Raw genomic sequence first — 26,001 nt, 5'->3', positions numbered from 1 at the left:
GGCACCGACCCCGCGGGGCCCTACTGGCTGGCCCCCACCTCGAACAGCAGCCAGAGGAAGCCCGCGAAGAGGTGCCCCACGGCGATGTAGATGATCAGCCGGATCCACAGGGTGCGGGGGAACTTCTCCTCGAAGTCGCTCATGGCGTCTCTCCGGTCTCTGAAGGGGTCGGGCCCAGGCACAGCGTGGCCGTGGGGCTCTGCAGCAGGGTGTGGACGAAGAGGAGCTCGACCCCGTCGGCGTCCTGCGCGGCGATGCGGTGCGGGGTCAGCGAGTCGAAGTGCGCGCTGTCACCGGGCCCGAGCAGGTCCGTGGTGTCCCCGAGGCGCAGCCGCAGCCGGCCCCGCAGGACGTGCAGCCACTCCTCCCCGGGGTGCACCCGCACGATGTCGCCCTGGGAGCCGTACGGGACGTGGACGCGCAGGGCCTGCATCCCGCGCCCGGAGGCGCCGGCCTGCCAGTACGTCCAGCCGCCCGCGCGGGTGGGCTCCATGCCGGTGGCGCGCACGACGGCGTCCCGGTCGGCGACCGTCTCGCCGAGCAGTTCCGAGACCGTCGTACCGTAGATGCGGGCGAGCGCGAGCAGCATCGGCAGCGAGGGCTGGCGCAGGCCGGTCTCCAGACGGGAGAGGTGCCCCGGCGACAGTCCGGCGGCCCGGGCCGCGGCCTCCAGGGTGAGGGCGGTCCGGCGGCGCAGGGCGCGCAGCTGGGGGGCGACGGCGGGAAGAGCCTCGGCGTGTTCCGCCGAGGGCTCGGACTCGGGCGAGCTCATGCCTCCATTTCACGCCCGGCTTGCCTCTGGGGCAAATTTCTTGCCCCAGAGGCAAAATTCCCGCGTGGAACGGTTCAGCGGTTGGCCACCGCCTGCTTCACCAGGGTCTTGCTGAAGTCCCACATCAGACCGCCGCCGCTGTGCGCGTCGTCCATCACGGCGGTGAAGGCGTCGACGAACCGGTCCACCTCCCGCTCGCCGATGATCAACGGCGGGATCAGCTTGATCACCTCCAGGTGGTCCCCGGAGACCTGGGTGAGGATCCGGTGCCGCTGCAACAGCGGGACGACCACCATCTGCGCGAACAGTCCCTTGCGGGCCGCCTGGAGCATGGTCCAGCGGCTGCGCAGCTTCAGCGACCTGGGCTTGCCGAACTCGATGCCGATCATCAGGCCCCGGCCGCGGACGTCGGCCAGCAGCTCGTACTTGTCGACCAGGGCGGCGAGCCGGGACCTCAGCGAATCGCCCGTCGCGCGGGCGTTCGCGACGATCTGGTCGTTCTCCATGACGGACAGCACCGCGAGCCCGGCCGCCATGGCCTGTGCGTTGGAGCCGAAGCTCGCCGAGTGCACCAACACCCGGTCCATCGACGAGTAGACCTTCTTGAAGATCCAGTCCTTGCCGAGGGTGGCGCCCACCGGGACATACCCGCCGGACAGCGCCTTGGCCACGCACACCAGGTCCGGCTCCACGCCCTCCTCGTGCTGGTGGGCGTAGAAGTCGCCGGTCCGGCCGAGGCCCGTCTGCACCTCGTCGGCGATGAGCAGCGCCTTGTGCTGGTGCAGCAGCTCCTGGGCGGCCCGGAGATAGCCGGGCGGCGTCTCGTGCACCCCCTTGCCCTGGATCGGCTCGACGATCAGGGCGGCGACGTCGCCCTTGTTCAACTCCCGTGCCAGCGCGTCGAGATCGCCGAACGGGACGGCCGTGTCGGGCAGCAGGGGCGCGAACCCGTCCCGGAAGCCGTCCTCGCCGTTCACCGACAGCGAGCCCGTGGTGAGTCCGTGGAAGGCGTGGTCGCAGTACAGGACCCGCGGTCTGCCGGTCGCGTACCGGGCGAACTTCAGCGCGGTCTCCACCGCCTCGGTGCCGCTGTTGCCGAAGAACACCCGGTCCAGGTGCGGGCTGTGCGCGAGCAGCTTCTCGGCCAGCAGTCCGGGCAGCGGCTGGCAGTCGAAGCGGGTGAGGTCGGCGAGCTGGGCGTCCAGGACGTCGTGCAGCGCCTTGCGGACGACGGGGTGGTGACGGCCCAGGCCCATCACGCCGAACCCGGCGAGCATGTCCAGGTAGTCGTTCCCGTCCGCGTCCCAGAAGTACGCGCCCTCGCCGCGCTCGTAGACCTTGTCGAAGCCGATGGTGTGCAGCATGCGCGGCAGTTGGTGGTTGAGGTACCTGCCGTGCAGCTCGTAGCGCTCGGCTCCGCGCTCGGCCAGGAGGGCGCCGAGGTCGAACTCGGTGGTCATTCAGCTTTCTCCTTGACTGCGCCGGCGAGCGGACCGTCGGCGGACCTGACGTCCCGGACGGCCAGGCTCGCGCCGATCCGTCCGGCGACCTCGACGGGGGTGAGGCCGATGTCGGCGAGCACCTCACCGCGCTTGGCGTGCGCGAGGAACTGCTCCGGGATCCCGAACCGCCGTACGGGCACGTCGACTTCGGCGTCGCCGAGGGCCAGCGCCACCGCCGAACCGACGCCGGCGGCACGGCTGTTGTCCTCGACGACGGCCACCAGGCGGTGTTCGGCGGCGAGGCCGGGCAGCGCCGGGTCGACGGGTTTGACCCAACGCGGGTCGACGACGGTGCTGTTGACGCCCCGGGCCGCCAACAGCTCGGCGGCCTGCAGACACACCGGCGCCATGACGCCGACGGCCACGAGGAGCACCTCGGGGCGTTCGCCCCGGTGCAGCACGTCCATGCCGCCCACCCGGCCGACCGCGGGGATCTCGGGGCCGACCGACTCCTTCGGGAAGCGGACCAGTGTCGGCGCGTCGTCCACGGCGACCGCCTCCCGCAACTGCGCGCGCAGTTGCTCGGCGTCGCGCGGGGCCGCGATGCGCAGTCCCGGGACGACCTGGAGCACGGACATGTCCCACATGCCGTTGTGGGAGGCGCCGTCGACGCCGGTGACCCCGGCCCGGTCCAGCACGAACGTCACCCCGCAGCGGTGCAGTGCCACGTCCATCAGCAGCTGGTCGAAGGCCCGGTTGAGGAACGTGGCGTAGACGGCGACGACCGGGTGCAGGCCCCCGGTCGCCAGGCCGGCCGCGCTCACGGCCGCGTGCTGCTCGGCTATGCCGACGTCCCACACCCGCTCCGGGAAGCGCTCGGCGAACCGGCCGAGCCCCACCGGGTGCAGCATGGCCGCCGTGATCGCCACGACGTCGTCCCGTTCCTCGCCGATCGCGACGATCTCGTCGCCGAACACGGATGTCCAGGACGGCCCGCTGGAGGGGCTGAGCGGTGCGCAGGTCAGCGGGTCCATCACGCCTACGGTGTGGAAGTGGTCCTCCTCGTGCGCCAGCGCGGGCTCGTAGCCCCGCCCCTTCTCGGTGAGGCAGTGCACCAGCACCGGCCCGTGGAAGCGCTTGGCCCGGCGCAGCGCGGACTCGACGGCCTTGATGTCGTGCCCGTCGATCGGGCCGACGTACTTCAGACCGAGGTCCTCGAACATGCCCTGGGGCGCGAAGGCGTCCTTGAAGCCCTTCTTCGCGCCGTGCAGCGACTCGTAGACCGTGTGACCGACCACCGGGGTGCGCAGCAGGACGTCCTTCCCCCAGGCCAGCATCTTCTCGTAGCCGTCGGTCGTGCGCAGGGTCGCCAGATGGTTGGCGAGCCCGCCGATGGTCGGCGCGTAGGAGCGTTCGTTGTCGTTGACGACGATGATCAGCGGCCGGTCCTTGGCGGCGGCGATGTTGTTCAGCGCCTCCCAGGCCATGCCGCCGGTGAGCGCGCCGTCGCCGATGACCGCGACGACATGCCCCTTCTCGCCCTGCACCTGACGGGCCTTGGCCAGCCCGTCGGCCCAGCCGAGCGCGGTCGAGGCGTGAGAGTTCTCGATGACGTCGTGCTCGGACTCCTCACGGGAGGGATAGCCGGACAGGCCGCCCTTGCCGCGCAGCTTGGAGAAGTCCTGACGCCCTGTCAGAAGCTTGTGGACGTAGCTCTGGTGGCCGGTGTCCCACAGGATGCGGTCGACCGGCGACTCGAAGACCCGGTGCAGGGCGATGCTCAGCTCCACCACGCCCAGGTTGGGCCCGAGGTGTCCGCCGGTCCTGGCGACCGCGTGCACCAGGAACTCCCTTATCTCTTCGGATAGTTCACCGAGTTCCGCCTCGGACAGCGCCTTCAGGTCGCGTGGTTGCCGGATGTTCTCCAGGATCGTCACGTCGGGCCCCCTTCGGTCCGTGCTGTTCAACTCACGGTGACGGCCGGCTCCCCCGACACGCCGTCCTGTTCCATCTGCTCGGCGATCTTCATCGCCTCCTCGATGAGGGTCTGAACGATCTTCGACTCGGGCACGGTCTTGATGACCCGCCCCTTCACGAAGATCTGCCCCTTGCCGTTGCCGGAGGCGACGCCGAGGTCGGCCTCGCGGGCCTCGCCGGGGCCGTTGACCACACAGCCCATGACGGCGACGCGCAAGGGGACCTCCATGCCCGTGAGCCCCGCCGTGACCTCCTCGGCCAGCTTGTACACGTCGACCTGGGCGCGGCCGCAGGACGGGCAGGAGACGATCTCCAGCCGCCGCTGCCTGAGGTTCAGGGACTCCAGGATCTGGATGCCGACCTTGACCTCCTCGGCCGGCGGCGCGCTCAGCGACACCCGGATCGTGTCGCCGATGCCCTGCGACAGCAGCGCGCCGAAGGCCACCGCCGACTTGATCGTGCCCTGAAAGGCGGGGCCGGCCTCGGTGACGCCGAGGTGGAGGGGGTAGTCGCACTGGGCGGCGAGCTGCCGGTAGGCCTCGATCATCACGACCGGGTCGTTGTGCTTGACCGAGATCTTGATGTCCCGGAAGTCGTGCTCCTCGAAGAGGGACGCCTCCCACAGCGCCGACTCGACGAGCGCCTCCGGGGTGGCCTTGCCGTACTTCTGCAGCAGCCGTCGGTCCAGCGACCCGGCGTTGACCCCGATCCGGATCGGCGTGCCGTGGTCCCTCGCGGCCCGCGCGATCTCCCTCACCTTGTCGTCGAACTGCTTGATGTTGCCGGGATTGACACGTACGGCCGCGCAGCCCGCCTCGATCGCCGCGAACACGTACTTCGGCTGGAAGTGGATGTCGGCGATCACCGGGATCTGCGACTTGCGGGCGATGGTCGCGAGCGCGTCCGCGTCGTCCTGCGTGGGGCAGGCGACGCGGACGATCTGACAGCCGGACGCGGTGAGCTCGGCGATCTGCTGGAGGGTGGCGCCGATGTCGGACGTACGCGTCGTCGTCATCGACTGCACCGACACCGGGGCCCCGCCCCCGACCGCCACCGGTCCGACCTGGATCCGCCGCGACTCGCGTCGCGCCGCCAGGGGCCGGACCGGCATCTCGGGGACGCCCAGGGAAACGGCGGTCACGGCCGTCAGTCCCGGTTTCCGTTGACGGTCTCGCGCATGGCACGCAGGGACTCCTTGAGGGAGCCCATGGTGGCGAGGACGGCGGTGGGCTCGTAGCCGCAGTGCGCCATGCAGTTGGCGCAGCGCGGGTCCTTGCCCCGGCCGTACTTGTCCCAGTCGGTGTCCTCGATGAGTTCGCGGTACGTCGGCACGTACCCGTCGCTCATCAGGTAGCAGGGGCGCTGCCAGCCGAAGAGCGAGTAGTTCGGGATCGCCCACGCGGTGCACGGGAAGTCGACCTTGCCCTCCAGGAAGTCCAGGAAGAGCGGGGAGTGGTTGAGCCGCCAGCGACGCCGGTTGCCGCCCGAGAAGGCCTTCTTGAACAGCTCGCGGGTCTGCTCCACGCCCAGGAAGTGCTCCTGGTCGGGCGCCTTCTCGTAGGCGTAGGCGGGCGAGATCATCATCTCGTCGACCTTGAGGTCGTCGTTGAGGAAGTTGAGCACCTCGATGATGGTCTGCGGGGTGTCGGTGTTGAAGAAGGTCGAGTTGGTGGTGACCCGGAAGCCGCGCCGCTTGGCCTCCTTGATGGCCGCCACGGCCTCGTCGAAGACGCCCTCCTTCGCCACGGACTCGTCGTGCCGCTCGCGCAGCCCGTCGATGTGCACGGCGAAGGCGAAGTACGGGGAGGGCGTGAACTTGTCCATCTTCTTGCGCAGCAGCATGGCGTTGGTGCAGAGGAAGACATACTTCCTCTTGGCCACCAACTGCCGGACGATCTCGTCGATCTGAGGGTGCATCAGGGGCTCGCCGCCCGCGATGGACACCATCGGCGCACCGGACTCCAGCACCGCGCCCACGGCCTGGGCGACCGGCATGCGCTGCTTGAGCACTCCCGCCGGATGCTGGATCTTGCCGCAGCCCTCGCACTTGAGGTTGCAGGCGAAGAGGGGCTCCAGTTCGACGATGAGCGGGAACTTCTCCCGCTTACGGAGCTTCTGTTCGGCCAGGTATGTAGCGACCTTGATGGACTGGCGCAGCGGCATGGCCATGTGGCTCACCTCCGGGGGAGCAGAACATTACGGTGCCATTCGAAAAAAGCAGGCAGGACTGAGCGAAGAACACGGAAAGCCGATATTCCACCGCGCACCGTGCCGATCCGGACGAGTTCATGTTCTGGAGCGTCCACGACCACCCGGACGGCCGCAACCGGGCGCGGCTGAGTACGCACGGCGCTCAGGAGCGTCGCGGCCGACTCCATGTCGACCGCGATTGCGCCGGTGGCGAGCAGGTCGCCCCGTTCGTGACCGCGCACGACGTGGTCGGAGCCGATGACGGCGCCGGTGTGGACGGTGCGCCCGGGCAGGGTGCGCACGAGCTCCTTGACGAGCAGTTCGGTGCCGACGCAGGGGACGCTGCCGCGCGGGTCACGGGTCTCCTCCGCGACGACCAGGTCACCGGGGTGCATCCCGGGGGCGAGCCCGGCGCAGAAGCCCGTGGCGAGCACCGCCGCCCCCTCGAGCACCGGGTCGGCCAGGACCCGGGTGACGGAACGCTCCGCCGCCTTCGGCCCCATGCCCGTCCGCAGGACGGTGACCGGCCCGTCGGCCCCGCTGCGGTCGCCCATGCGCAGCGCGAGGTGCTCGATGCCGAGCGCGCAGGCGATCAGCAGCGGGGCGGGGACGGGCTGTGCGCTCATTCAGCTCCCCTCGGCCTCGGCAACGGCCGACCGGAGGCCGGGCTCCTTGCTGAACGGCTCGCCGTGCACGTACCGGCCGAGTGCGGTCAGCGGGAAGACCTGACGGTAGAGGTGGTAGTTGATGGAGAAGTCCCACGGGAAGCCGGTCCCGGTGAAGTACGGCTCGTCCCAGGAGCCGTCCTCCCGCTGGGTCTGCGCCAGCCAGGCGATGCCCCGCTCGACGCTCTTGGAGTCCTTCTCGCCCGCGGCCAGCAGCGCCATCAGCGCCCACGCCGTCTGGGAGGCCGTCGAGGCGCCCCGGGCGCTGAAGCGGGTGGGGTCCTGGTAGGAGCGCAGGTCCTCGCCCCAGCCGCCGTCGTCGTTCTGCACCCGCTCCAGCCAGGCCACCGCCCGCCGGATCGCGAGGTGCCTGGTAGGCAGGCCCGCCGCGGTGAGGGCGGGCACCACGGACCCCGTCCCGTAGATGTAGTTGACGCCCCAGCGCCCGAACCACGAACCGTCCGGCTCCTGTTCGGCCAGCAGCCACTCGATGCCGCGCCGGGTGCGCGGATCGTGCGAGAGCCCCTCCACCGCCAGCATCTCGACGACGTGCGCGGTGACGTCCGCGGACGGCGGGTCGATGACCTCGCCGAAGTCGCAGAACGGCAGCCGGTTGGGGAACGGGCTGGTGTTGTCGACGTCGAAGGCGCCCCAGGCGCCGTTCCGTGACTGCATGCCGAGGTTCCAGCGCACCCCGCGCGCGATGGCCCGGTCCATCCGCTGCGGGTCGTGGTGCTTGACCCGGCGCAGCGCGAGGACGACCTCGGCGGTGTCGTCGATGTCGGGGTAGTTGTCGTTGTGGAACTCGAACGCCCAACCACCCGGCGGCAGTTGGGGTCGGCGTACCGACCAGTCGCCGGGGCGCACCACCTGCTCGCCGAGCATCCAGTCGGCGGCCTTGACCAGTTGCGGATGGTCGGCGGGCAGCCCTGCGTCGGCGAGCGCGATGGTCGCCAGACAGGTGTCCCACACCGGCGACTGACAGGCCTCGATCATCCGGGCGCCGTCCTCGCGCCACACGGTGTACCGGTCGAGCGACGCCAACCCGGCCCGCATCACCGGGTGTTCGAGGTCGTAGCCGAGCAGGTGCAGGGCGATGATCGAGTAGACGGCGGGCGGCTGGATCCCGCCCCAGCAGCCGTCGTTCTCCTGACGTTCGATGATCCAGCGGGCCGCGGAGTTCAGGGCGGACTTGCGCAGCCTGCGCACCGCGACCGACCGGTAGCCGCGCACCACCTTGTCGAGCCGCTGGAAGAGCCCGTCCCAACTGTTCACCGGAGCAAGGGGTTTGGGCGGGTTGGGGTTCGCCGGATCGGTGTGCAGCTCGTCGAGCGGGAACGGCGCCGGGCGCACCGGCCGCTTCGCCGACACGACGGTGAGCGGCACGATCGTCTGCCGGGCCCAGCAGCCGAAGTTGTAGATGCTGAGCGGGAACCACTTGGGGAAGTACAGGAGCTCCGGCGGGAGTTCGGGCAGGTCCTCCCACTTCCACCAGCCGAACAGGGCCAGCCAGATCCGGGTGAAGACGCGGGCGGCGGCGATGCCGCCCTGGTCGCGGATCCACGCGGAGGCCTGCGCCATGTGGGGCGCCTCGGGGGCGTCCCCGGCCAGGCGCAGCGCGACGTAGGCCTCGACGGTGGCGGAGAGGTCGGGCGGGCCGCCGTAGAAGGTGGCCCAGGTGCCGTCCGCGCGCTGCTCGCCGCGCACGAAGAGGGCGGCGGCCTGCGTGGTGGCCTCGTCGCGGATGCCCAGAAACTGACGGAGCAGCAGATCCTCGGCGTCCATGGTGACGTTCGTCTCGAGGTCGCCCTTCCACCAGCCCTCGGCGTCCTGCCGGGCGAGCAGGAAGTCGGTGGCGCGCTGCATCGCGCGTGCGGCGGCTTCTTGTACCCCGGCCGCCACGGGGATGGTGATGTCGGTTTCGCTGGCCGCGGCAGCGCGGGGCGGGAGAGCCCCGGTGCTTCCGTCGGTCGTCGCTGTCATGGCTTCCCCTTCGTGCAGTGTGCATGCCGTTGCGTCTGCTGTGGGTCCGCCGTCGGCCGGTGCTCTGACTCCTCGCACACCGGCCGGCGACTACGCGAGGGCTATTCGACCGATAGCGATCATCTCTTTCGTACGACGACAAAGTCGGCGAGCGCCGTGAACCGGGCCCGCACCTGTTCGGGCATGTCGACGGCGTTCAGGGCCTCCAGGGCGACGGTGTGCTGACGGCGTGCCTCCTCGGCGGTCCACTCGCGGCCGCCGGCCTCCTCGATGAGCACGGCGCGGGCCGCGAACTCCTCCTCGGAGAAGTTCTCGAAGTCGCTGCTCTTGGCGTCGGCGGCGAGGATCTCGCCGAGCCGCTCGGAGGCGGGGCCGCCCGCCGCGAGCGCGGCCACCACCGGCAGGGACTTCTTGCGCTGGCGCAGATCACTCCAGGTCTGCTTGCCGGTGGCCACCGGGTCGCCCCAGATGCCGAGGAGGTCGTCGACGGCCTGGAAGGCCAGGCCGAGGTGGTAGCCGTACTTCTCCAGCGTGTCGGCGGTGCGCTCGTCCGCGCCGCCGAGCACGGCGCCGACGGAGCTGGCGCAGGCCAGCAGGGCGCCGGTCTTGTTGCCCTCCATCTCCAGGCACTCCTCGACGCTGACGCGGTCGCGGTGCTCGTAGGAGATGTCCTGGGCCTGGCCGTCGATGAGTGCGCGGGTGGCGGTGGTCAGACGGCGGGTCGCGCGGCCTGCCTCGGCGGTGCCGAGTTCGAGGAGGATCTCGTTGGCGAGGGCGAACAGGGCGTCGCCGACCAGGATGGCCTGGGCGGGGCCGTGCACCTTCCAGACGGTGTCGCGGTGCCTGCGCTGTTCGTCACCGTCCATCAGGTCGTCGTGCAGCAGCGAGAAGTTGTGGACCAGTTCGACGGCGACCGCGCCGGGAATGCCGACCTCGGGCGCGGCGCCGGTGACCTCGGCGGAGAGCACGGCGAGAGCGGGGCGCACGGCCTTGCCGCCGTCGCCGTCGGTCGGGTTGCCCTGGGCGTCGATCCAGCCGAAGTGGTAGGCGGCGACCGTGTCCATGGGCGGAGCAAGCCGGTCGACGGCCGCCCTCAGCACCGGCGTGGCCAGGGTGCGGCCGCGCTCCAGGAGCGCGGTCACGTCCACCGCGGTCCTACGAGCGTCCGGCGTGGCCGGGGGCACAGGGGGCACTGTTTCTCCTCTTGTTGCGGTACCGGAGGGGGTGCGGGGGTGTGCCGAGCCGTGCTGATCGAGCATCAGGCCGCCTCCTCGAACGCGAAGAGGCGGCGGGGGCGGGGCCGGCCCAGGGCGCTCAGCGCGGCGTCCGCCGCGCTCACGCCGCTGCGGACCGCACTCTCCATGGTCGCGGGCCACCCTGTGGCGGTCCACGCTCCGGCCAGGTACAGGCCGGGGGCTTTGGTGCGGGCGCCGGGACGCAGCCGCCCGACGCCGGGGGTGGGGGCGAACGTCGCCGTGCGCTCCCGGGTCACGAAGAAGTCCCGCACCTCGGCGCCGCGCGCACCCGGCAACAGCCGCTCCAGCTCGGGCAGATAGCGCTCGCGCAGCACGGCGACGGGTTCGTCGATCTCGTCCTTGGCGGCGGACTGGGACAGCGCGAGGTACTGGCCCTCGCGCAGGCCGGAGGCGTGGGTGCGGTCGAAGACCCACTGCACGGGTGTGCCGAGCGCCGCGAAGAAGGGCTTGTCGAGCACCTTGCGGTCGTAGACGACATGCACGTTGAGGATGGGCGCGGTGTCGATCTCCAGCAGTCGCCGCGCGTCGTCGAGCGCTCCGTCGGGGAGCAGGTCGTGCGTCTCGCGCTGCGGCACGGCGAGCACGACGGTGTCCGCGCGAAGCGTCTCGCCGGGAACCTGAACGCTCCACGCCCCGTTTTCGTCAGTAGAGAGGGAGGTGACGCGTGAACGGACCTCGATCCGTACGCCCGAGGACTCGAGCGCCTTGCGGGCCAGCCGGTCGTGCAGTTCGCCCAGCGGGACGTGCGCCCAGCCGATGTCGGCCGCGCCCGGCTCGGACAGCAGACCGGTCTTGAACACCATCGCGGCGAGCCCCAGCGAGGAGTCCCCCGCGACCGCGTTGAGGGTGGCGACCCCGACCAGGTCCCACAGGGCCTCGACGGCGCGTGCCGACTGACCGTGCGCGGTCAGCCAGCTGCCGAAGTCCTGCGCGTCCAGGGCCGGATCGGCGAGGTCGAGTCCCTTGAGCGCGAGCGCGGCCCGGCCCACTTTGGCGCGTTCGGCGAGCGAGAGGTGCGGATAGGTGGCGAGGCTGCGCCCCAGATGCAGGGGCACCGGCAGCGCGTCGCGTCGCAGCCTGCCCAGCCGCCGCCCCTCGGGTTTGGCGAGGTCGACGACGGGCACGTCGAGCCGGTCCTGCAGCGGCGCCAGTGCGCTGCCCCCGATGCGGTCGAGGAACCAGCGGTAGGCGGTGCAGCAGCGCAGATACACGTGCTGTCCGTTGTCGACGGTGAGGTCGCCGCGCCGGAAGGAGAAGGCGAGGCCGCCGAGCCTGGGCCGGCTCTCGAGCAGGGTGACCCGTACACCCGCGTCGGCGAGTGCGAGCGCGGCGGTGACACCCGCGAGGCCGCCCCCGACGACGACGGCTGTGCGGCCCGAAGTACCGGAAGCCTCCGAGGCGTCGGCGAGCTGCTCGTCGTTCATCGTGCACCCTCCCGTGCGGGCCGGCCATGGTGTGTGAACTCTGCACCGCAGGCCGTCGCAGTCAGGGACGCCGCGCCGGGCCGGAGGGTTGCGCGCCGGTTTTCTCCGGCGGCATCACCGCGTCCCACTGTGTCGCCCGCCGCGTCCATCAGGTGTGCCTCCTGACGGTCCGCCGCGACACATGCCGGGCGTCCAGGCCCGACAGGCCGCGTACGGCGACGTAGGCCTTCTCCCGTCCGGGCAGCGAGACCCGGCCGCGCAGCACCGCCTCGGGGTCGCGCTCGATGCGGTCGAGGAGCCGGCGGTAGATGCCGGCCATGGCGGCGACACAGGCGCCGCTGCGCCGGTCGAGCAGGGGGAGCAGCCGGTAGCCCTCGGCGAACAGGGCGCGGGCCCGGCGCACCTCGAAGTGCACGAGACCCGCGAAGTCGGAGCCCTCCGGCGGCTTGGGTCCGTCGAACCCGGCCGAGCAGCCGAACTTGGCGAGGTCGTCGGCGGGCAGGTAGACCCGGCCGCCCTCCGCGTCCTCGCGGACGTCCCGGAGGATGTTCGTGAGCTGGAGCGCGAGCCCGAGCGTGTCGGCGTACTCGGGTGCGCGCTCGGCGCCGCGCGCCCCGGCTTCGGTGCCGAACACGCCGAGCGAGAGCCGTCCGATGGCGCCCGCCACACAGCGGCAGTACGCCTTCAGGTCGTCCCAGGTCTCGTAGGTCTCGCCGCGCACGTCCATCAGGACGCCGTCGATCAGCTCGTCCAGGCCGCCCAGCGGGACGGGGAAGGCCCGGGCCGTGTGCGCCAGGGCGACCGCGACGGGGTCGGTGTCGTCCTCCTCGACCTCGCCCTCGCGAACCCGGGTGAGGAGCGCCCGGGTGTCCTCGAGCCGGGCGGTCTTGACGTCCCCGTCCAGCGCGCCGTCGCCGATGTCGTCGACGCGGCGCGAGAAGGCGTACAGCGCCGACATCGCGCGGCGCTTGGGCGTGGGCAGCAGCCTGATGCCGTACGCGAAGTTACGGGCCTGTTGCCCCGTGACGGTCTCGCAGTAGCCGTAGGCGGCGAGTACCGGCGCGGACACGTGCGGTGACGACTCCACGGTCCGGATCACCCCTCTCCTCGCAGGGTCACGCCCACCTCGCGCAGCAACTGCAGCTTGCCGGGCTTGGGCGGGCCGGGAAGTACGTCGTAATCGGCGGCGGCGATCGCGCGGATCGCCGCCCTTCCCCCCGCCACGAACCCTGCGAGCAGCAGTCTCAGCCTGCCGTGGACGCTACCCACCAGGGGGGCGCCTTCATTCAGGAGATCGCGGGCGCGTTGCGCCTCGTATGCAACCAGAGCGCGCACCGATGCGCCCGCGGTTTTCGCGGCGAGATCCGCTTCCCGCACGTGAAAGCGCTTCATGTCCGTGGCGGGCAGGTAGACGCGGTCGCGGCCGAGGTCCTCGGACACGTCCTGCAGATGTTCGACGATCTGCAGTGCGGTGCAGATCGCGTCGGAGCGGCGGACTCGCTCGGGGGTCGAGGTGCCGGTGACGGCGAGGACGAGACGGCCCACGGGGTTGGCGGACAGTTCGCAGTAGGCGAGGAGGTCGTCGTAGGTCTCGTAGCGGGTGACGAGCTGGTCCTGCCGGTTGGCGGCGATCAGGCCGAGGAAGGGCTCGGGGGTGAGCGAGCGGCGGCGGACCGTCGGCTGGAGGCGGCGCAGCAGGGGGTGGCGGGGCGGATCGTCGGATCCGGCGAAAACACGATGCAGATCGGCTTCGAAGGCGTCCAGCAGAAGCAGCCGGTTCTCGGCCTCGGTGGCCGACACGCCGAGCAGTCGGGCGTCGTCGCCGCCCGGGGCGAGGTCGCCGTCGCCGATGTCGTCGACGAGGCGGGCGAAGCCGTAGACGGCCATCAGGTCCTCGCGCCAGTCCCTGGGCAGGAAGAACGGGGCCACGGGGAAGTTCTCGTGCGCGGCCTTGTCGAGCGTGCCGCGTTCCGGGTCGCCGGTGCGTGGCGCGACCGTCGCCGTCATCGTCGACCGCCCGGCGCGGGGACGGCACGGCCTGCGCTGAGCTGGGGAGTTTCCGTAGCCATCGCCGTCACATCTCCCGTTCTACACTGCGGACCCAATACACACTATTTCGGACACGCCGCCCGGCCGCCCGTGCACCGGCCCGACCATGGGCGCTGCGCAATATCGCCCCACTTGACGCGTTTCGGGACCGGTCCAGCTTACGTTGTACAACGCAGCACGGTTCGCGGGGGTGTCCTGCACATCACAACAACACACCGATTGGTGTCAAGATTCCTAAGGCGACACGGAGTTGACGTTTCCTTTGCAGACGCAGGGCCCCGCCGGGAAGTTCCGGCGGGGCCCTGGGCGCATCGCTCTACTTGGCCGAGAACTTCTCGTACTCCTTGAGGACCTCTTCGGTCGGGCCGTCCAGGCGGAGTTCGCCGCGCTCCAGCCACAGCACGCGGTCGCAGGTGTCCCTGATCGACTTGTTGCTGTGACTGACCAGGAACACCGTGCCGGCCTGCCCCCGCAACTCCCGGATGCGTTCCTCGGAGCGGCCCCGGAACTTCGCGTCGCCGGTGGCCAGCGCCTCGTCGATCATCAGGACGTCGTGGTCCTTGGCGGCGGCGATGGAGAAGCGCAGCCGGGCCTGCATTCCGGAGGAGTAGGTGCGCATCGGCAGGGAGATGAAGTCTCCCTTGTCGTTGATGCCGGAGAAGTCGACGATCTCCTGGTAGCGCTCCTTGATCTGCTCACGGGACATGCCCATGGCCAGGCCGCCGAGCATGACGTTGCGTTCGCCGGTGAGGTCGTTCATCAGCGCCGCGTTGACGCCCAGCAGCGAGGGCTGGCCGTCGGTGTAGACCTTGCCGCTCTCGGGCGGCAGCAGGCCGGCGATGGCACGCAGCAGGGTCGACTTCCCGGAGCCGTTGGAGCCGATCAGGCCGACGGCCTCGCCCCGGTGGACGGTGAAGGACACCCCGCGCACCGCATGCACCTTGCGCACACCCCGGGTCGCCTCGCCGGAGCCCCGCTTGACCATGCGGCTGAGCGCGGACGTGGCGCTGCCCTTGCCGCCGCCCGCGCCGTTGACGCGGTAGACGATGTGGACGTCCTCGGCGATGACGGTGGGGACGCGCGGTCCGGGGAGCCGCTCAGCCACGGCCGTACCTCTCCTCGGCCCGCCAGAAGAACACGAAGCCGCCGACCGCCAGCAGCAGCGCCCAGCCGCCCGCGACCCCCCACACGTGGGCGGGCAGGTTCTCGGCCTCGTACTCCTCGATGAGCGCGAAGCGCATCAGGTCCATGTAGATGGCGGCCGGGTTCCACTGCAGGATGTTCGCCACCCACTGCGGCTTGTCGGCGAGGAAGACGGGGATGGAGAACATCACGCCGGAGGCGTACATCCAGGTCCGCATCACGAACGGCATCAACTGCGCCAGGTCGGGGGTCTTGGCGCCGGCCCGGGCGAACACCATCGCCAGGCCGGAGTTGAAGCAGAACTGAAGTATCAGCACCGGCACGATCAACGCCCAGGAGGCGTCCGGATAGCTGCCGAAGCCGATGACCACCAGGAACAGCACGACCATCGAGTACAGCAGTTGCTGGAGCTGCTGCAGGGCGAAGGAGATCGGCAGCGAGGCGCGCGGGAAGTGCAGGGCGCGGACCAGGCCGAGGTTGCCGGAGATCGCGCGGACGCCGCTCATCACCGAGCTCTGCGTGAAGGTGAACACGAAGACGCCCGTGACCAGGAAGGGGATGTACACCTCCTTCGACATGCCACGGCCGGCGTCGAGCAGCAGGCCGAAGATCATGAAGTACACGGCGGCGTTCAGCAGCGGAGTGGCCACCTGCCACAGCTGGCCGAGCCTGGCCTGGCTGTACTGCGCGGCCAGTTTCGCCGAGGAGAAGGCCAGGATGAAGTGGCGTCGGCCCCAGAGCTGGCGGACGTACTCCGGCAGGGAGGGGCGCGCCCCGCTCACGGCCAGCCCGTACTTGGCGGCCAACTGCGCCGCCGTGAGGCCTTCGTCGGGCGACGGAAGTGCGCTCACCACGACTCCGACGTCATGCGTTGTCTCACTCACAAGTAGGAAACTTTCCTCTTCGGGATGCACAGCCTCGACGGCTGGCATGAGCCGGCGGGCCCGTGGTACGGCCCGGGTTCCTCAGGGACGAGCTTGTCAGATCACCGGGGGCCGGCCCAGTCGGGTCAGCCGCCATACCGTGCGCCACTTCATGGGCCTGCGCGGTCCGCACGGAGTGCTCCAGCCTTCCCGGAAACCGCCGAACCAGGCCTTCAGCGCGGAACCCGAGGGGCGGCGCGCAAGCGTCAGCAGCAGCCAGACCCCGAGGTAGACCGGGACCAGCGGGACGGGAAGGTTGCGGCGGGCCAGCCAGACGCGGTTGCGGGCGACCATGCGGTGGTACACCGCGTGCCGCGAGGGCGCGGTCGTCGGGTGGTACAGCACCATGTCGGACCGGTAGTCGATCATCCAGCCCGCGTCGAGGGCCCGCCAGGCCAGGTCGGTCTCCTCGTGGGCGTAGAAGAACTCGTCCGGGAGTCCGCCGACTTCCGCGAAGACCTTCGTGCGGACGGCGTTGGCGCCGCCGAGGAAGGTGGTGACCCGGGAGGAGCGCATCGGGTCGGAGGCGCGCAGCCGGGGTACGTGGCGGCGCTGGGTGACCCCGGTCTCCGGGTCGGCGATCCGGAAGCTGATGATGCCCAGCTTCGGATCGGCGTCGAAGGCCTGCCGGCACAGCTCGGCGGTGTCGTGGTGGGCGAGGAGGCCGTCGTCGTCCAGGAACAGCAGGACGTCGACGTCCCGGCCGCTGGGGCCGAAGGCCTCGATGCCGACGTTGCGGCCGCCGGGGATGCCGAGGTTCTCGGGCAGTTCGACCGTGCGGACGCCCTCGGGGACGTCCGGGACGGGCGCGCCGTTGCCGACGACGACGACCTGGACCCGGTCGCCGTCCTGCTTGGCGACCGAGTCGAGCAGCGCGCGCAGTTCGTCGGGGCGGTTGCCCATGGTGATGACGACCGCGCCGACCGTTGTGGGCGCGCTCACTTCAGCCTGCTCGACACGAGGATGGACACCAGGTGCAGCAGCGTCTGCAACAGCGCGATGCCCGCCAGTACGGCGACGCCGAGCCGGGAGAAGAACAGGTCGCCGCGGACCTGGTCGACGACGGCCAGGACCAGGATCAGCAGGGACGCCTCGATGCCGAGGATCAGCCGGTGGAACTTGAGCGCCGAGGCGGCCCGCCGGGCCAGCGCCATGCCGGAGGAGCGCGGTTCGGACGCCGACTCCTTGACGGGCGGCAGCCCGCCCTGGTGGCGGGCGACGCCGACGAGGTCGGTCTCGGCCTTGATCAGGATCGCGCCGAGCGCGGCCAGCGTGCCGAGGAAGGCCCACAGCCAGTCGATCCGGCCGCTGCCCCACAGGTCGGCGGCGCGCAGCCCGAAGCCGACGAGGACGGCGGCGTCGGTGAGATACGCCCCGACCCGGTCCAGGTAGACCCCGCCGAGGGAGTACTGCTTCTTCCAGCGGGCGATCTCGCCGTCCACGCAGTCCAGCAGCAGGTACATCTGGACGCACACCACGCCGAGCACGGCGCCCGTGATCCCCGGCACCAGCAGCGCCGGGGCCGCGAGGACGCCGAAGACGGTCATCAGGTACGTGAGCTGGTTGGGCGTGACCCTGGTGTTCACCAGATAGCGGTCCACCCGCAGGGACACCTCACGCATGTAGAGGCGCCCCATCCAGTGCTCACCGCTGCGCCGGTCCTTCACCCCCGGAGGGTGGACGACCGGTCTGAGTTCAGCTACCGATGGCCTTGACATAGTCGGCGTAGATGTCCTTGATCTGTTCGGTCTTGAGGTCGAGGTGTTCGAGGATCGTGTAGCGGCCGGGCCGGGTCTCGGGGGCGAACTCCACGACGCGGACGAACTCGTCCACCGTGAAGCCGATCTCCTCGGGCAGGACCGGCAGCCCGTGCCGGCGCAGCACCTGGGCCATGTAGGCGGACTCCTCGTGGGCTCCGCGCAGGTACATCGCGAAGGCCGCGCCGAGTCCGCACTGCTCGCCGTGGGCGGCGGCGCGCTGGGGGAAGAGCAGGTCGAAGGCGTGGTTGATCTCGTGGCAGGCGCCGGAGGACGGGCGGGAGTCGCCCGACACCGACATGGCGATGCCGCTGAGCACCAGCGCCTCGGCCAGCACCTGGAGGAAGTCGGTGTCCCCGATGCCGCCGGGGTGTCTGAGGACCGCCTCGCCGGCCTGGCGGGCGATCGCGGCGGCGAGGCCGTCGATCTTCTCGCCGTTGACCCGGCTCGCGAGCTCCCAGTCGGCGATGGCCGAGATGTTCGACACCGCGTCGCCGATGCCTGCCCGCACGAAGCGGACCGGGGCCTCGCGGATGACGTCGAGGTCGATGACGACCGCGATCGGGTTCGGCACTCCGTAGGAGCCGCGGCCCGCGTCGTTGTCGAGGGTGGCGACCGGCGAGCACAGGCCGTCGTGCGCGAGGTTGGTGGGGACGGCGACCAGCGGGAGGCCCACCCGGGCCGCGGCGAACTTGGCGCAGTCGATGATCTTGCCGCCGCCGAGGCCGACGACCGCGTCGTAGCGACCGGCCTTTATGTCACCGGCGAGCCGCACGGCGTCGTCGAGGGTGCCGCCGCCCACCTCGTACCAGGTGGCGCCGGGCAGGGCCGGGGTGAGGCGCTCGCGCAGCCGGGCGCCGGAGCCGCCGCTGACGGCGATCGCGAGCTTGCCGGAGTGCGAGATGCGCTCGTCGGCGAGGACCCCGACGAGGTCGTCGAGGGCGCCGGGGCGGATGTCGACGACGACCGGCGAGGGGATCAGCCGGGTCAGTACTGGCACGCGATCTCCCGTCCACGGGCGAGATCGTCGTGGTTGTCGATCTCGACCCACTTGACGTCGCCGATCGGCGCCACGTCGATGCGGAAGCCGCGGTTGACGAGCTCCTGGTAGCCGTGCTCGTAGAACTGCTGGGGGTCGGTCTCCCACACGGTCCTGAGCGCGTCGGCCAGTTCGGGGGCCGCGTCGCCCTCGATGAGGGTGACGCCGATGTACTCGCCGGTGGCCTCGGCCGGGTCCATCAGCTTGGTGATCTTCGTCATGCCCTTCTCGGGGTCGACGACGACCTTCATCTCCTCGTCCGCCAGGGACTTCACGGTGTCGAGGGCGAGAATGATCCGCCTGCCCTGGCCGCGGGCGGCGAGCAGCGTCTTCTCGACGGAGACCGGGTGCACGGTGTCGCCGTTGGCGAGGATCACGCCGTCCTTGAGGGCGTCCCGGCCGCACCACAGGGAGTAGGCGTTGTTCCACTCCTCGGCCTTGTCGTTGTCGATCAGGGTGAGCTTGAGGCCGTACTTCGCCTCCAGCGCCGCCCTGCGCTCGTACACGGCCTCCTTGCGGTAGCCGACGATGACCGCGACCTCGGTGAGACCGATCTCGGCGAAGTTGCCGAGCGTCAGGTCGAGCACCGTGGGCTCGCCCTCTATGCCCGCGGGCCCCACCGGCACCAGCGCCTTCGGCAGGGTGTCGGTGTAGGGGCGCAGACGCCGGCCGGCGCCGGCCGCCAGCACGAGGCCGATCATGCGGGTTCTCCTTCATCGTGTACGGCGGGAGCGCCGCCCTTGTGGGCAGCCACCCAGAAGCGGATGCTCTCGACGAGCACCACCACGGCGACGGCCACGGCGAGGACCGTGAGCGCGACCTTGAACTGCGAGGCGGTGAGCGCCATGGCCAGCACGACCACGACCAGCGTCCGCCCCTCCTGCCCCCCGACGGCGCGCACCAGCCAGGCCGGCGGCGCTCCGGCGTTGCCGCGGATGCGGTACACCGTGTCGTAGTGATGGTAGGCGACGGCGCCGACGAGACCGAAAGCCGCGGGAAGCGCCCCCTGCACGTCCGCCTGGGCCGCGAGGATCAGCACCGTGCCGTACTCGGCGGCCCTGAAGAGCGGCGGGACAAGCCAGTCGAGGGCGCCCTTGAGGGGGCGGGCGACGGCGTCGGCGGACAGCAGGACGTACAGCACGACGGCCACGAGGAGCGAGAAGCCCGTCCCGTCGAACCCGGCCGCGAGGACCAGCAGGCCGGAGCCGACGGCCGCGGCGAGGGGGGCCGGAATGCGGATGCCCGCGGGCAGGGTACGGGCGAGCAGTTCGGTCAGGGGCCCGCTGTCCGCGAGGTCCGCGAGGGCCTGCGCCGCCCGGTCCGTGCGCCTGGCCTTGCGGGTCAGGGAGCGCAGGACACGGCCCGCCGTGGTGTACGTCGCCGCGAAGGCGCAGCCGATGAGCAGCGCGTAGAAGGTGATGCGGGGAGTGGCGGCCGCGGTCAGGACGGCGATCATCGCCCATCGTTCGCCGATGGGCAGGACTATCATCCGCCGCACCCAGACGGTCCAGCCGACGCTGTCGAGCTTGTCGGAGAGGGCTGCGGTGGGGCTGGTGTTGGCCGTGGCGTCGTGGTTGGCCTCGTTGAACGAGAAGTCGACGACGTGCCGGCAGGTCTGCAGCACCATCGCGCCGAGCGCGAGGGCCCATACGTCGTCGCCGCCGCGGGCCGCGCCGAGCGCGAGGCCCGCGTAGTAGGCGTACTCCTTGGCGCGGTCGAAGGTGGCGTCGAGCCAGGCGCCGAGCGTGGAGTACTGCAGGGAGTAGCGGGCGAGCTGGCCGTCGGTGCAGTCCAGGACGAAGGACGCGATGAGCAGCACGCCGGCCGCGATGAACCCGCCGCGGGTGCCGGTGGCCGCGCAGGCCGCCGCGATGAGGGCGGTGATCAGCGAGGCGGTGGTGACCTGGTTCGGGGTGAGGCCGCGGCGCGCGCACCAGCGGGCGAGGTAGCGGGAGTACGGGCTGATGCAGAAGGTGGTGAAGAAACCGTCGCGGGCCTTCACGGCCGACTTCAGGCGGACGGCCTCGTCGTCGACGGCGGCGACGGCCTGCCGTGCCTCGTTGCGGGCCTGCGGGTCGGCGGGGACCTCGGCGACCAGGCTGCCCAGCTCGGGGCGGTACACGTCGACGCCGTCGGCGTCGAGGGCGGTGACGACACGGTCGGCGAGGCTGTCGACGGCCAGGACCGCGCCGCCGCTCGCGGAGTTCTCCCGGGCCATCGCGCGGGTCAGGGCCTGGCGGCCGTCGGGCTGCGCGGTGACGGCGCCCGGGATCGCGGCGAGCGGGAAGCGGGGGTCGGTGAGGCCGAGGCGCAGCGCGTGTTCGTGGCCCACGAAGCGGGCGTCCACGACGGCGACGCGCTGGTCGCCGGGGACGGCCGCGAGGAGGGTCTCGGCGTCACCGGCGTCGGAGGCGGTCCGCACGTCGTAGCCGAGGGACCGCAGGTCGCCCTCGATCGACGATCCGGGGACCGGCGAGCCGGTGAGGATGGCGGTCGGCAACCGAACTCACTCCCTGGTCCGACGCGTTCACGCCGGTCATGTACACGATGGGGGCGCCCTTGGCCGCACCGGCGAGTGCACCGGTGGCCGCGCCAGGCGGGCGGCATGTCGGCAGAGGCTATCGGATGCCGGGAAGGCCGGGTTCACCGCCCGTTCAAGGATGATCAACGAGGTCCGGGAGCCCGGCTTGAGCCCGGCTTGAACCGGCCTTTGCCGAGATCATCATCGGTGATCGGCGGCCCGGCCGACAAACCGCGGCCCCACAGAGCCGACATCCGGGACATTGCTCACCGCGCAGGGGTGCCGATACCGATCCGCATAGGGTCTACAGGCATGACGTGGCTGATCACCGGCGGAGCCGGATACATAGGGGCACATGTGGCGCGGGCCATGACCGGCGCCGGGGAGCGCGTCGTCGTCCTGGACGATCTCTCCACGGGCGCCGCCGCGCGGCTCGGGGCGGACGTGCCGCTCGTGCGGGGCTCGGCGCTCGACGGCGACCTGCTCGGGCGGGTCTTCGCCGACCACGAGGTGACCGGGGTGGTGCACCTGGCGGCGCACAAGCAGGTCGCCGAGTCCGTGGCGCGGCCCACCCGCTACCACCGGGAGAACGTGGGCGGTCTGGCCGTCCTCCTCGACGCGGTCGCCGAGGCCGGGATCCGACGGTTCCTGTTCTCCTCCTCCGCGGCCGTCTACGGCAAACCCGGACGTGGACCTCATCACCGAGGACACCCCGTGCGCCCCGGTCAACCCGTACGGCGAGACCAAACTCGCCGGGGAGTGGCTGGTGCGGGCGGCGGGGCGGGCGCACGGCATCGCGACGACCTGCCTGCGCTACTTCAACGTGGCCGGGGCGGCGGCGCCGGAACTGGCCGACACCGGCGTCTTCAACATCGTCCCGATGGTCTTCGACCGGCTCACCCGTGGCGAGGCCCCGCGGATCTTCGGCGACGACTACCCGACACCGGACGGCACCTGCGTCCGTGACTACATCCACGTCGCCGACCTGGCCGAGGCGCACCTGGCGGCGGCCCGGCGGCTGACCGCGCCGGACGCGGCGGGCGATCTGACGGTGAACATCGGGCGGGGCGAGGGCGTCTCGGTGCGCGAGCTGGTCACCCTGATCGGAGAGGTCACCGGCGACACCCGGCCGGCGGTGGTCGAGGGGCGTCGGCCCGGGGACGCGCCGCGCGCGGTGGCCTCGGCCGGTGCCGCGGCCCGGGAGCTGGGCTGGACGGCCCGGCGGGACCTGCGCGAGACGGTCGGTTCGGCCTGGCGGGGCCAGCGGCTGCACCATGCCTGAGCCGCAGGTGAGGGTGCCCTGACCTGCGATTCGTTTCCGCAGGTCAGGGCACATGACAACGGTGTTCAATGCCGCGTTGCCGGATACCCCCCACCCGTAGTTCACTGTGAGCCCGGGCAGAACACGACGGGCCGCGACGGACCACAGAAGGGCTGCTTCCATGGGGGCTGGGCACGACCACGGTCACACGCACACGCACCCGCCGACCACCGGCACGGCCGCTGCGGCGTACCGCGGCAGGCTGCGGGTGGCGCTGTCGATCACGCTCGGCGTCATGGTGGTCGAGATCGTCGGCGGGCTGCTCGCCGACTCCCTGGCGCTGATCGCGGACGCGGCCCACATGGCGACGGACGCGCTGGGCCTGGGCATGGCGCTGCTCGCCATCCACTTCGCCAATCGGCCGCCGAGCGCGAACCGCACCTTCGGGCTGGCCCGCGCCGAGATCCTGGCGGCCCTCGCCAACTGTCTGCTGCTGCTCGGGGTGGGCGGCTACGTCCTGTACGAGGCGGTCCAGCGGTTCTTCACGCCGGCCGCCACCGAGGGCGGCCTGATGATCTGGTTCGGCGTGATCGGTCTGGTGGCGAACATGGTCTCGCTCACGCTGCTGATGCGCGGCCAGGCGGAGAGCCTGAACGTGCGCGGGGCGTTCCTGGAGGTGGCCGCGGACGCGCTGGGTTCCGTCGCGGTGATCATCTCGGCGGGGGTGATCCTGGCCACCGGCTGGCAGACCGCCGACCCGATCGCCTCGCTCGTCATCGGTCTGATGATCGTGCCGAGGACGGTGAAACTGCTGCGCGAGACCCTCGACGTGCTGCTGGAGTCGGCCCCCAAGGACGTCGACATGGCGGAGGTGCGGACCCACATCCTCGCCCTGGACGGAGTGGAGGACGTCCACGATCTGCACGCCTGGACGATCACCTCCGGGATGCCGGTGCTGTCGGCGCACGTGGTGGTGCGCTCGGAGGTGCTGAACGCGATCGGCCACGAGAAGCTGCTGCACGAACTCCAGGGCTGCCTGGGCCACCACTTCGACGTGGAGCACTGCACCTTCCAGCTGGAGCCGAGCGGGCACGCCCAGCACGAGGCACGGCTCTGTCACTGAGTGTGTACGCGTCATGGGCGTCGGGTGATCCGTAGCGACCCGCACAGGCGTTCCGTACGGTTCCCCGCGGTCGGCGCCGGGCAAGATCGCCTACGGGGACCCCTGCCGTGCGCGGGACATGCGCGCTTTCGCGCGCAGCGCCGGGAGCGCCGGGCGCGTACGGCAGACTGGGGGACGCGAGGACCGATGCTAAGGATGGGTATGCCGATCACACCTGCCACCGCGACACACAACTCGTCGAACGGCACCGCGGAAGCGATCTTGCTGGAGCTGGTCGACGAGAACGGCGTCACGATCGGCACCGCGGAGAAGCTCGCCGCCCATCAGCCACCGGGGCAGCTGCACCGCGCGTTCTCCGTGTTCCTCTTCGACGAGCGGGGCCGGCTGCTGCTCCAGCAGCGGGCGCTCGGCAAGTACCACTCCCCCGGCGTGTGGTCCAACACCTGCTGCGGTCACCCCTACCCCGGTGAGGCGCCGTTCGCGGCGGCCGCCCGGCGCACCTTCGAGGAGCTGGGCGTCTCCCCGTCGCTGCTCGCCGAGGCGGGCACGGTCCGTTACCACCACCCGGACCCCGACTCGGGTCTGGTGGAGCAGGAGTACAACCACCTGTTCGTCGGGCTGGTGCAGTCCCCGCTGCGGCCGGATCCGGAGGAGGTCGGCGACACGGCCTTCGTGACGCCCGCCGAGCTGGCGGAGCGGCATGCGAAGGACACGTTCTCGTCCTGGTTCATGACCGTGCTGGACGCGGCGCGGCCCGCGGTCAGGGAGCTGACGGGTCCTTCGGCCGGCTGGTGACCCTCACAGGCCCCGCACGGGTTTGAGCGGCAGGGCGGCCCAGATCACCTTGCCGCCGCTCGCCGTGTGCTCGACGTCGCACGCCCCGCCCGCCTCCCTGGTGATCTCCCGCACCAGAAGCAGTCCCCGGCCGCCGGTGCGGCCGTGGTCGGCCTCCAGGGCGGTCGGGCGGTAGGGGTGGTTGTCCTCCACGGCCACCCGCACCCAGTCGGCTCCGACGGCGATCTCCACCGCGACCACGGGCGACAGCAGTGCCGCGTGCCGGACGGCGTTGGTCACCAGCTCGGAGACGATCAGCAGCAGCCCCTGGGCCAGGTCGTCCGAGACGGGCACCCCCTGGCGGTACAGCAGGTCCCGCACGGCGTGTCGCGCCTGCGGTACAGAGGCGTCCACGGCTGCCGCGGTGAACCGCCAGACGCCTTCGTAGGGCAGCGGTCGCGGCACGGCTTCCCGCGGGGAGTCGGGAGGTCCGCCTGGGCCGCCCTCTGGGCGTGGGTCGGGCCCGCGCCCGTGATCGTCCATCGTCCGGTCGCCGCCCTCGCGCTCGATTGTCACCACACGTCGAGTGTTGGTAACGGGACGGCCTCCTCCGGATGACTGAACAGAAGTCAGCAGTTATCGAGCGTTTTCGACCGCCCGCGGATGACCCGGTCGGCCGCAGGACCGTTTCTGTCGTATCCGCGCCGCCTTCGCGCACTCTTCGGGTTGTACGGGTACGACGCCGCTCCTCCCCGCGCGGGGTGGTTAGCATCCTGGGCATGGAGCCCGAACTGCTGTACGGCGTCACCGATGCCGTGGCCACCGTCGTCCTGCACCATCCCGCGAAACGCAACGCCATGACGGCCGCGATGTGGGCGGCGCTGCCCCCGTTGCTGGACACCCTGGCCGCCGATCCCGGGGTGCGGGCGCTGGTGCTGACCGGCGCGGGCGGGACGTTCTGCGCGGGCGCCGACATCTCCACGCTCCAGGACGCCCCGGACGAGGCGCCGGCGCTGGCGGTTCGCGCCGAGAACGCCCTCGCGGCGTTCCCCAAGCCGACGCTGGCGGCGGTCCGGGGGCACTGCGTGGGCGGCGGCACACAGCTCGCGGCGGCGTGCGACCTGCGGTTCGCCGAGGAGGGCGCGCTGTTCGGGGTGACGCCGGCGAAGCTCGGGATCGTCTACCCGGCCTCCTCCACCCGACGGTTGGTGTCCCTCGTGGGGCCGTCCGCCGCCAAGTACCTGTTGTTCTCCGGCGAGTTGATCGACACGCAGCGGGCACTGCGCACGGGCATGGTCGACGAGGTGCTGCCCGCGGACGCACTCGAGAAGCGGGTCGAGGAGTTCACGCGGGTCCTGGTGTCCCGCTCGCAGCTGACGCAGGCCGCCGCGAAGGAGTTCGCGACCGGACGCACGGACCGGGACGCCCACTGGAGCGCGCAGGCGCGCGGCAGCGGCGAGACCGCGGAGGGCGTCGCCGCGTTCCTGGAGCGCAGGGAGCCGCGCTTCACCTGGACCGCGTCGGGCTGAGGCGAAGGGTGGACGGCCGGGCGCGCGGTACCCGGGGCGCCCAGCCCGTCCGGGCCCTGGCCCGGCTGTACGGCGGAGCCTGACGACTCCGCGCACGGCCGCCGGGCCTGAGCCCCGCCACGAGTGCGCCCTGATCCCCGACTGTCGGTGCCACCTGCCACAATTGCGGCGCA

Annotated in this window: 24 protein-coding genes and 1 pseudogene; 4 read left to right on the top strand and 21 right to left on the bottom strand. The window is 71.3% G+C overall.

What is annotated here, in order from left to right; genetic code table 11:
* Nucleotides 1-20 precede the first annotated feature (20 nt).
* The 20 genes from ACZ5SK_RS23190 to ACZ5SK_RS23095 form a co-directional block, all read right to left on the bottom strand.
* Entirely contained in the window at nt 21-143 is a 123-nt protein-coding gene (locus tag ACZ5SK_RS23190; RefSeq protein WP_079658247.1) for a DUF6126 family protein, read from the bottom strand.
* Nucleotides 140-772 (bottom strand): helix-turn-helix domain-containing protein, encoded by a 633-nt coding sequence (locus ACZ5SK_RS23185; RefSeq protein WP_361702030.1) that lies wholly within the window; start codon nt 770-772, stop codon nt 140-142. Before ACZ5SK_RS23185 ends, ACZ5SK_RS23190 begins: the two co-directional genes overlap by 4 nt.
* 74 nt (nt 773-846) lie before the next feature.
* Nucleotides 847-2,232 carry an aspartate aminotransferase family protein gene (locus ACZ5SK_RS23180; protein WP_334575203.1) on the bottom strand — a complete coding sequence of 462 codons (1,386 nt, stop codon included), beginning with the start codon at nt 2,230-2,232 and terminating at the stop codon, nt 847-849.
* Nucleotides 2,229-4,151 (bottom strand): 1-deoxy-D-xylulose-5-phosphate synthase, encoded by a 1,923-nt coding sequence (dxs, locus tag ACZ5SK_RS23175; RefSeq protein ID WP_334575205.1) that lies wholly within the window; start codon nt 4,149-4,151, stop codon nt 2,229-2,231. The genes ACZ5SK_RS23180 and dxs overlap by 4 nt, the downstream gene beginning before the upstream one ends.
* A 26-nt stretch (nt 4,152-4,177) precedes the next feature.
* Nucleotides 4,178-5,332: a flavodoxin-dependent (E)-4-hydroxy-3-methylbut-2-enyl-diphosphate synthase gene (ispG, locus tag ACZ5SK_RS23170; RefSeq protein ID WP_361702026.1), complete on the bottom strand. Its 1,155-nt coding sequence runs from the start codon at nt 5,330-5,332 to the stop codon at nt 4,178-4,180.
* A 5-nt stretch (nt 5,333-5,337) separates the two neighbouring features.
* Nucleotides 5,338-6,360, bottom strand: a complete 1,023-nt coding sequence (hpnH, locus tag ACZ5SK_RS23165) for an adenosyl-hopene transferase HpnH (RefSeq protein WP_334575207.1) — start codon at nt 6,358-6,360, stop codon at nt 5,338-5,340.
* 5 nt (nt 6,361-6,365) lie between these two features.
* Nucleotides 6,366-7,007 carry a phosphorylase family protein gene (locus ACZ5SK_RS23160; RefSeq protein WP_334575209.1) on the bottom strand — a complete coding sequence of 214 codons (642 nt, stop codon included), beginning with the start codon at nt 7,005-7,007 and terminating at the stop codon, nt 6,366-6,368.
* Complete coding sequence (gene shc, locus ACZ5SK_RS23155; protein WP_361702023.1) at nt 7,008-9,029, bottom strand: squalene--hopene cyclase; 2,022 nt, start codon at nt 9,027-9,029, stop codon at nt 7,008-7,010.
* A gap of 119 nt (nt 9,030-9,148) precedes the next feature.
* Nucleotides 9,149-10,213 carry a polyprenyl synthetase family protein gene (locus ACZ5SK_RS23150; RefSeq protein WP_334581076.1) on the bottom strand — a complete coding sequence of 355 codons (1,065 nt, stop codon included), beginning with the start codon at nt 10,211-10,213 and terminating at the stop codon, nt 9,149-9,151.
* A 74-nt stretch (nt 10,214-10,287) separates the two neighbouring features.
* Complete coding sequence (gene hpnE / locus ACZ5SK_RS23145) at nt 10,288-11,709, bottom strand: hydroxysqualene dehydroxylase HpnE (protein ID WP_361702021.1); 1,422 nt, start codon at nt 11,707-11,709, stop codon at nt 10,288-10,290.
* Nucleotides 11,706-11,858, bottom strand: a complete 153-nt coding sequence (locus tag ACZ5SK_RS23140) for a DUF6380 family protein (RefSeq protein ID WP_361702019.1) — start codon at nt 11,856-11,858, stop codon at nt 11,706-11,708. Before ACZ5SK_RS23140 ends, hpnE begins: the two co-directional genes overlap by 4 nt.
* On the bottom strand, nt 11,858-12,808 hold the full coding sequence (gene hpnD, locus ACZ5SK_RS23135; protein WP_361702017.1) for a presqualene diphosphate synthase HpnD: 951 nt from the start codon (nt 12,806-12,808) through the stop codon (nt 11,858-11,860). Before hpnD ends, ACZ5SK_RS23140 begins: the two co-directional genes overlap by 1 nt.
* Nucleotides 12,805-13,716, bottom strand: coding sequence for a squalene synthase HpnC (hpnC, locus tag ACZ5SK_RS23130; RefSeq protein ID WP_334575214.1), 912 nt, complete (start codon nt 13,714-13,716; stop codon nt 12,805-12,807). The genes hpnD and hpnC overlap by 4 nt, the downstream gene beginning before the upstream one ends.
* A 358-nt stretch (nt 13,717-14,074) precedes the next feature.
* Nucleotides 14,075-14,863 (bottom strand): ABC transporter ATP-binding protein, encoded by a 789-nt coding sequence (locus ACZ5SK_RS23125; protein WP_334575215.1) that lies wholly within the window; start codon nt 14,861-14,863, stop codon nt 14,075-14,077.
* Nucleotides 14,856-15,785, bottom strand: a complete 930-nt coding sequence (locus ACZ5SK_RS23120) for an ABC transporter permease (protein ID WP_334575217.1) — start codon at nt 15,783-15,785, stop codon at nt 14,856-14,858. Before ACZ5SK_RS23120 ends, ACZ5SK_RS23125 begins: the two co-directional genes overlap by 8 nt.
* Before the next feature lie 96 nt (nt 15,786-15,881).
* Nucleotides 15,882-16,727 (bottom strand): glycosyltransferase family 2 protein, encoded by an 846-nt coding sequence (locus ACZ5SK_RS23115; protein ID WP_334581077.1) that lies wholly within the window; start codon nt 16,725-16,727, stop codon nt 15,882-15,884.
* A gap of 35 nt (nt 16,728-16,762) precedes the next feature.
* A complete protein-coding gene (locus ACZ5SK_RS23110) occupies nt 16,763-17,542 on the bottom strand; it encodes a CDP-alcohol phosphatidyltransferase family protein (RefSeq protein WP_079658262.1) in 780 nt (259 codons plus the stop codon).
* Nucleotides 17,520-18,581, bottom strand: coding sequence for an iron-containing alcohol dehydrogenase family protein (locus tag ACZ5SK_RS23105; protein ID WP_334575218.1), 1,062 nt, complete (start codon nt 18,579-18,581; stop codon nt 17,520-17,522). Before ACZ5SK_RS23105 ends, ACZ5SK_RS23110 begins: the two co-directional genes overlap by 23 nt.
* Nucleotides 18,569-19,321, bottom strand: a complete 753-nt coding sequence (locus ACZ5SK_RS23100) for a phosphocholine cytidylyltransferase family protein (protein WP_334575219.1) — start codon at nt 19,319-19,321, stop codon at nt 18,569-18,571. The genes ACZ5SK_RS23105 and ACZ5SK_RS23100 overlap by 13 nt, the downstream gene beginning before the upstream one ends.
* On the bottom strand, nt 19,318-21,120 hold the full coding sequence (locus ACZ5SK_RS23095) for a DUF5941 domain-containing protein (RefSeq protein ID WP_334575221.1): 1,803 nt from the start codon (nt 21,118-21,120) through the stop codon (nt 19,318-19,320). Before ACZ5SK_RS23095 ends, ACZ5SK_RS23100 begins: the two co-directional genes overlap by 4 nt.
* Nucleotides 21,121-21,453: 333 nt before the next feature.
* On the opposite strand from ACZ5SK_RS23095, the pseudogene galE reads away from it, so the two are divergent.
* The 3 genes and pseudogenes from galE (at nt 21,454) to idi (ending at nt 24,320) form a co-directional block, all read left to right on the top strand.
* A pseudogene (galE, locus tag ACZ5SK_RS23090) lies at nt 21,454-22,423 on the top strand (UDP-glucose 4-epimerase GalE).
* A 160-nt stretch (nt 22,424-22,583) separates the two neighbouring features.
* Nucleotides 22,584-23,525, top strand: coding sequence for a cation diffusion facilitator family transporter (locus ACZ5SK_RS23085; RefSeq protein ID WP_361702012.1), 942 nt, complete (start codon nt 22,584-22,586; stop codon nt 23,523-23,525).
* A 201-nt stretch (nt 23,526-23,726) separates the two neighbouring features.
* Entirely contained in the window at nt 23,727-24,320 is a 594-nt protein-coding gene (gene idi, locus ACZ5SK_RS23080; RefSeq protein ID WP_319332263.1) for an isopentenyl-diphosphate Delta-isomerase, read from the top strand.
* A 3-nt stretch (nt 24,321-24,323) separates the two neighbouring features.
* On the opposite strand, the gene ACZ5SK_RS23075 is transcribed toward idi, so the two are convergent.
* On the bottom strand, nt 24,324-24,842 hold the full coding sequence (locus ACZ5SK_RS23075; protein ID WP_334581078.1) for an ATP-binding protein: 519 nt from the start codon (nt 24,840-24,842) through the stop codon (nt 24,324-24,326).
* A 236-nt stretch (nt 24,843-25,078) separates the two neighbouring features.
* Here ACZ5SK_RS23075 and ACZ5SK_RS23070 point away from each other — a divergent pair, with 236 nt between their 5' ends.
* Nucleotides 25,079-25,828, top strand: coding sequence for an enoyl-CoA hydratase/isomerase family protein (locus ACZ5SK_RS23070; RefSeq protein ID WP_334575225.1), 750 nt, complete (start codon nt 25,079-25,081; stop codon nt 25,826-25,828).
* Nucleotides 25,829-26,001 lie beyond the last annotated feature (173 nt).

It is taken from the genome of Streptomyces sp. NPDC031474, assembly GCF_055581185.1.
This window is presented reverse-complemented; position numbering and strand designations above follow the sequence as displayed.

What these genes read in the sequence shown, in the direction of transcription:
- ACZ5SK_RS23070 (WP_334575225.1), top strand. Translation starts at nt 25,079, where the DNA reads ATGGAGCCCGAACTGCTGTACGGCGTCACCGATGCCGTGGCCACCGTC.
- idi (WP_319332263.1), top strand. Translation starts at nt 23,727, where the DNA reads ATGCCGATCACACCTGCCACCGCGACACACAACTCGTCGAACGGCACC.
- ACZ5SK_RS23160 (WP_334575209.1), bottom strand. Translation starts at nt 7,007, where the DNA reads ATGAGCGCACAGCCCGTCCCCGCCCCGCTGCTGATCGCCTGCGCGCTC.
- ACZ5SK_RS23085 (WP_361702012.1), top strand. Translation starts at nt 22,584, where the DNA reads ATGGGGGCTGGGCACGACCACGGTCACACGCACACGCACCCGCCGACC.
- hpnC (WP_334575214.1), bottom strand. Translation starts at nt 13,716, where the DNA reads ATGACGGCGACGGTCGCGCCACGCACCGGCGACCCGGAACGCGGCACG.
- ACZ5SK_RS23185 (WP_361702030.1), bottom strand. Translation starts at nt 772, where the DNA reads ATGAGCTCGCCCGAGTCCGAGCCCTCGGCGGAACACGCCGAGGCTCTT.
- ACZ5SK_RS23140 (WP_361702019.1), bottom strand. Translation starts at nt 11,858, where the DNA reads ATGGACGCGGCGGGCGACACAGTGGGACGCGGTGATGCCGCCGGAGAA.
- hpnH (WP_334575207.1), bottom strand. Translation starts at nt 6,360, where the DNA reads ATGGCCATGCCGCTGCGCCAGTCCATCAAGGTCGCTACATACCTGGCC.
- ACZ5SK_RS23115 (WP_334581077.1), bottom strand. Translation starts at nt 16,727, where the DNA reads ATGGGCAACCGCCCCGACGAACTGCGCGCGCTGCTCGACTCGGTCGCC.
- ACZ5SK_RS23110 (WP_079658262.1), bottom strand. Translation starts at nt 17,542, where the DNA reads ATGTCAAGGCCATCGGTAGCTGAACTCAGACCGGTCGTCCACCCTCCG.
- shc (WP_361702023.1), bottom strand. Translation starts at nt 9,029, where the DNA reads ATGACAGCGACGACCGACGGAAGCACCGGGGCTCTCCCGCCCCGCGCT.
- ACZ5SK_RS23190 (WP_079658247.1), bottom strand. Translation starts at nt 143, where the DNA reads ATGAGCGACTTCGAGGAGAAGTTCCCCCGCACCCTGTGGATCCGGCTG.
- hpnE (WP_361702021.1), bottom strand. Translation starts at nt 11,709, where the DNA reads ATGAACGACGAGCAGCTCGCCGACGCCTCGGAGGCTTCCGGTACTTCG.
- ACZ5SK_RS23100 (WP_334575219.1), bottom strand. Translation starts at nt 19,321, where the DNA reads ATGATCGGCCTCGTGCTGGCGGCCGGCGCCGGCCGGCGTCTGCGCCCC.
- ACZ5SK_RS23180 (WP_334575203.1), bottom strand. Translation starts at nt 2,232, where the DNA reads ATGACCACCGAGTTCGACCTCGGCGCCCTCCTGGCCGAGCGCGGAGCC.
- ACZ5SK_RS23075 (WP_334581078.1), bottom strand. Translation starts at nt 24,842, where the DNA reads ATGGACGATCACGGGCGCGGGCCCGACCCACGCCCAGAGGGCGGCCCA.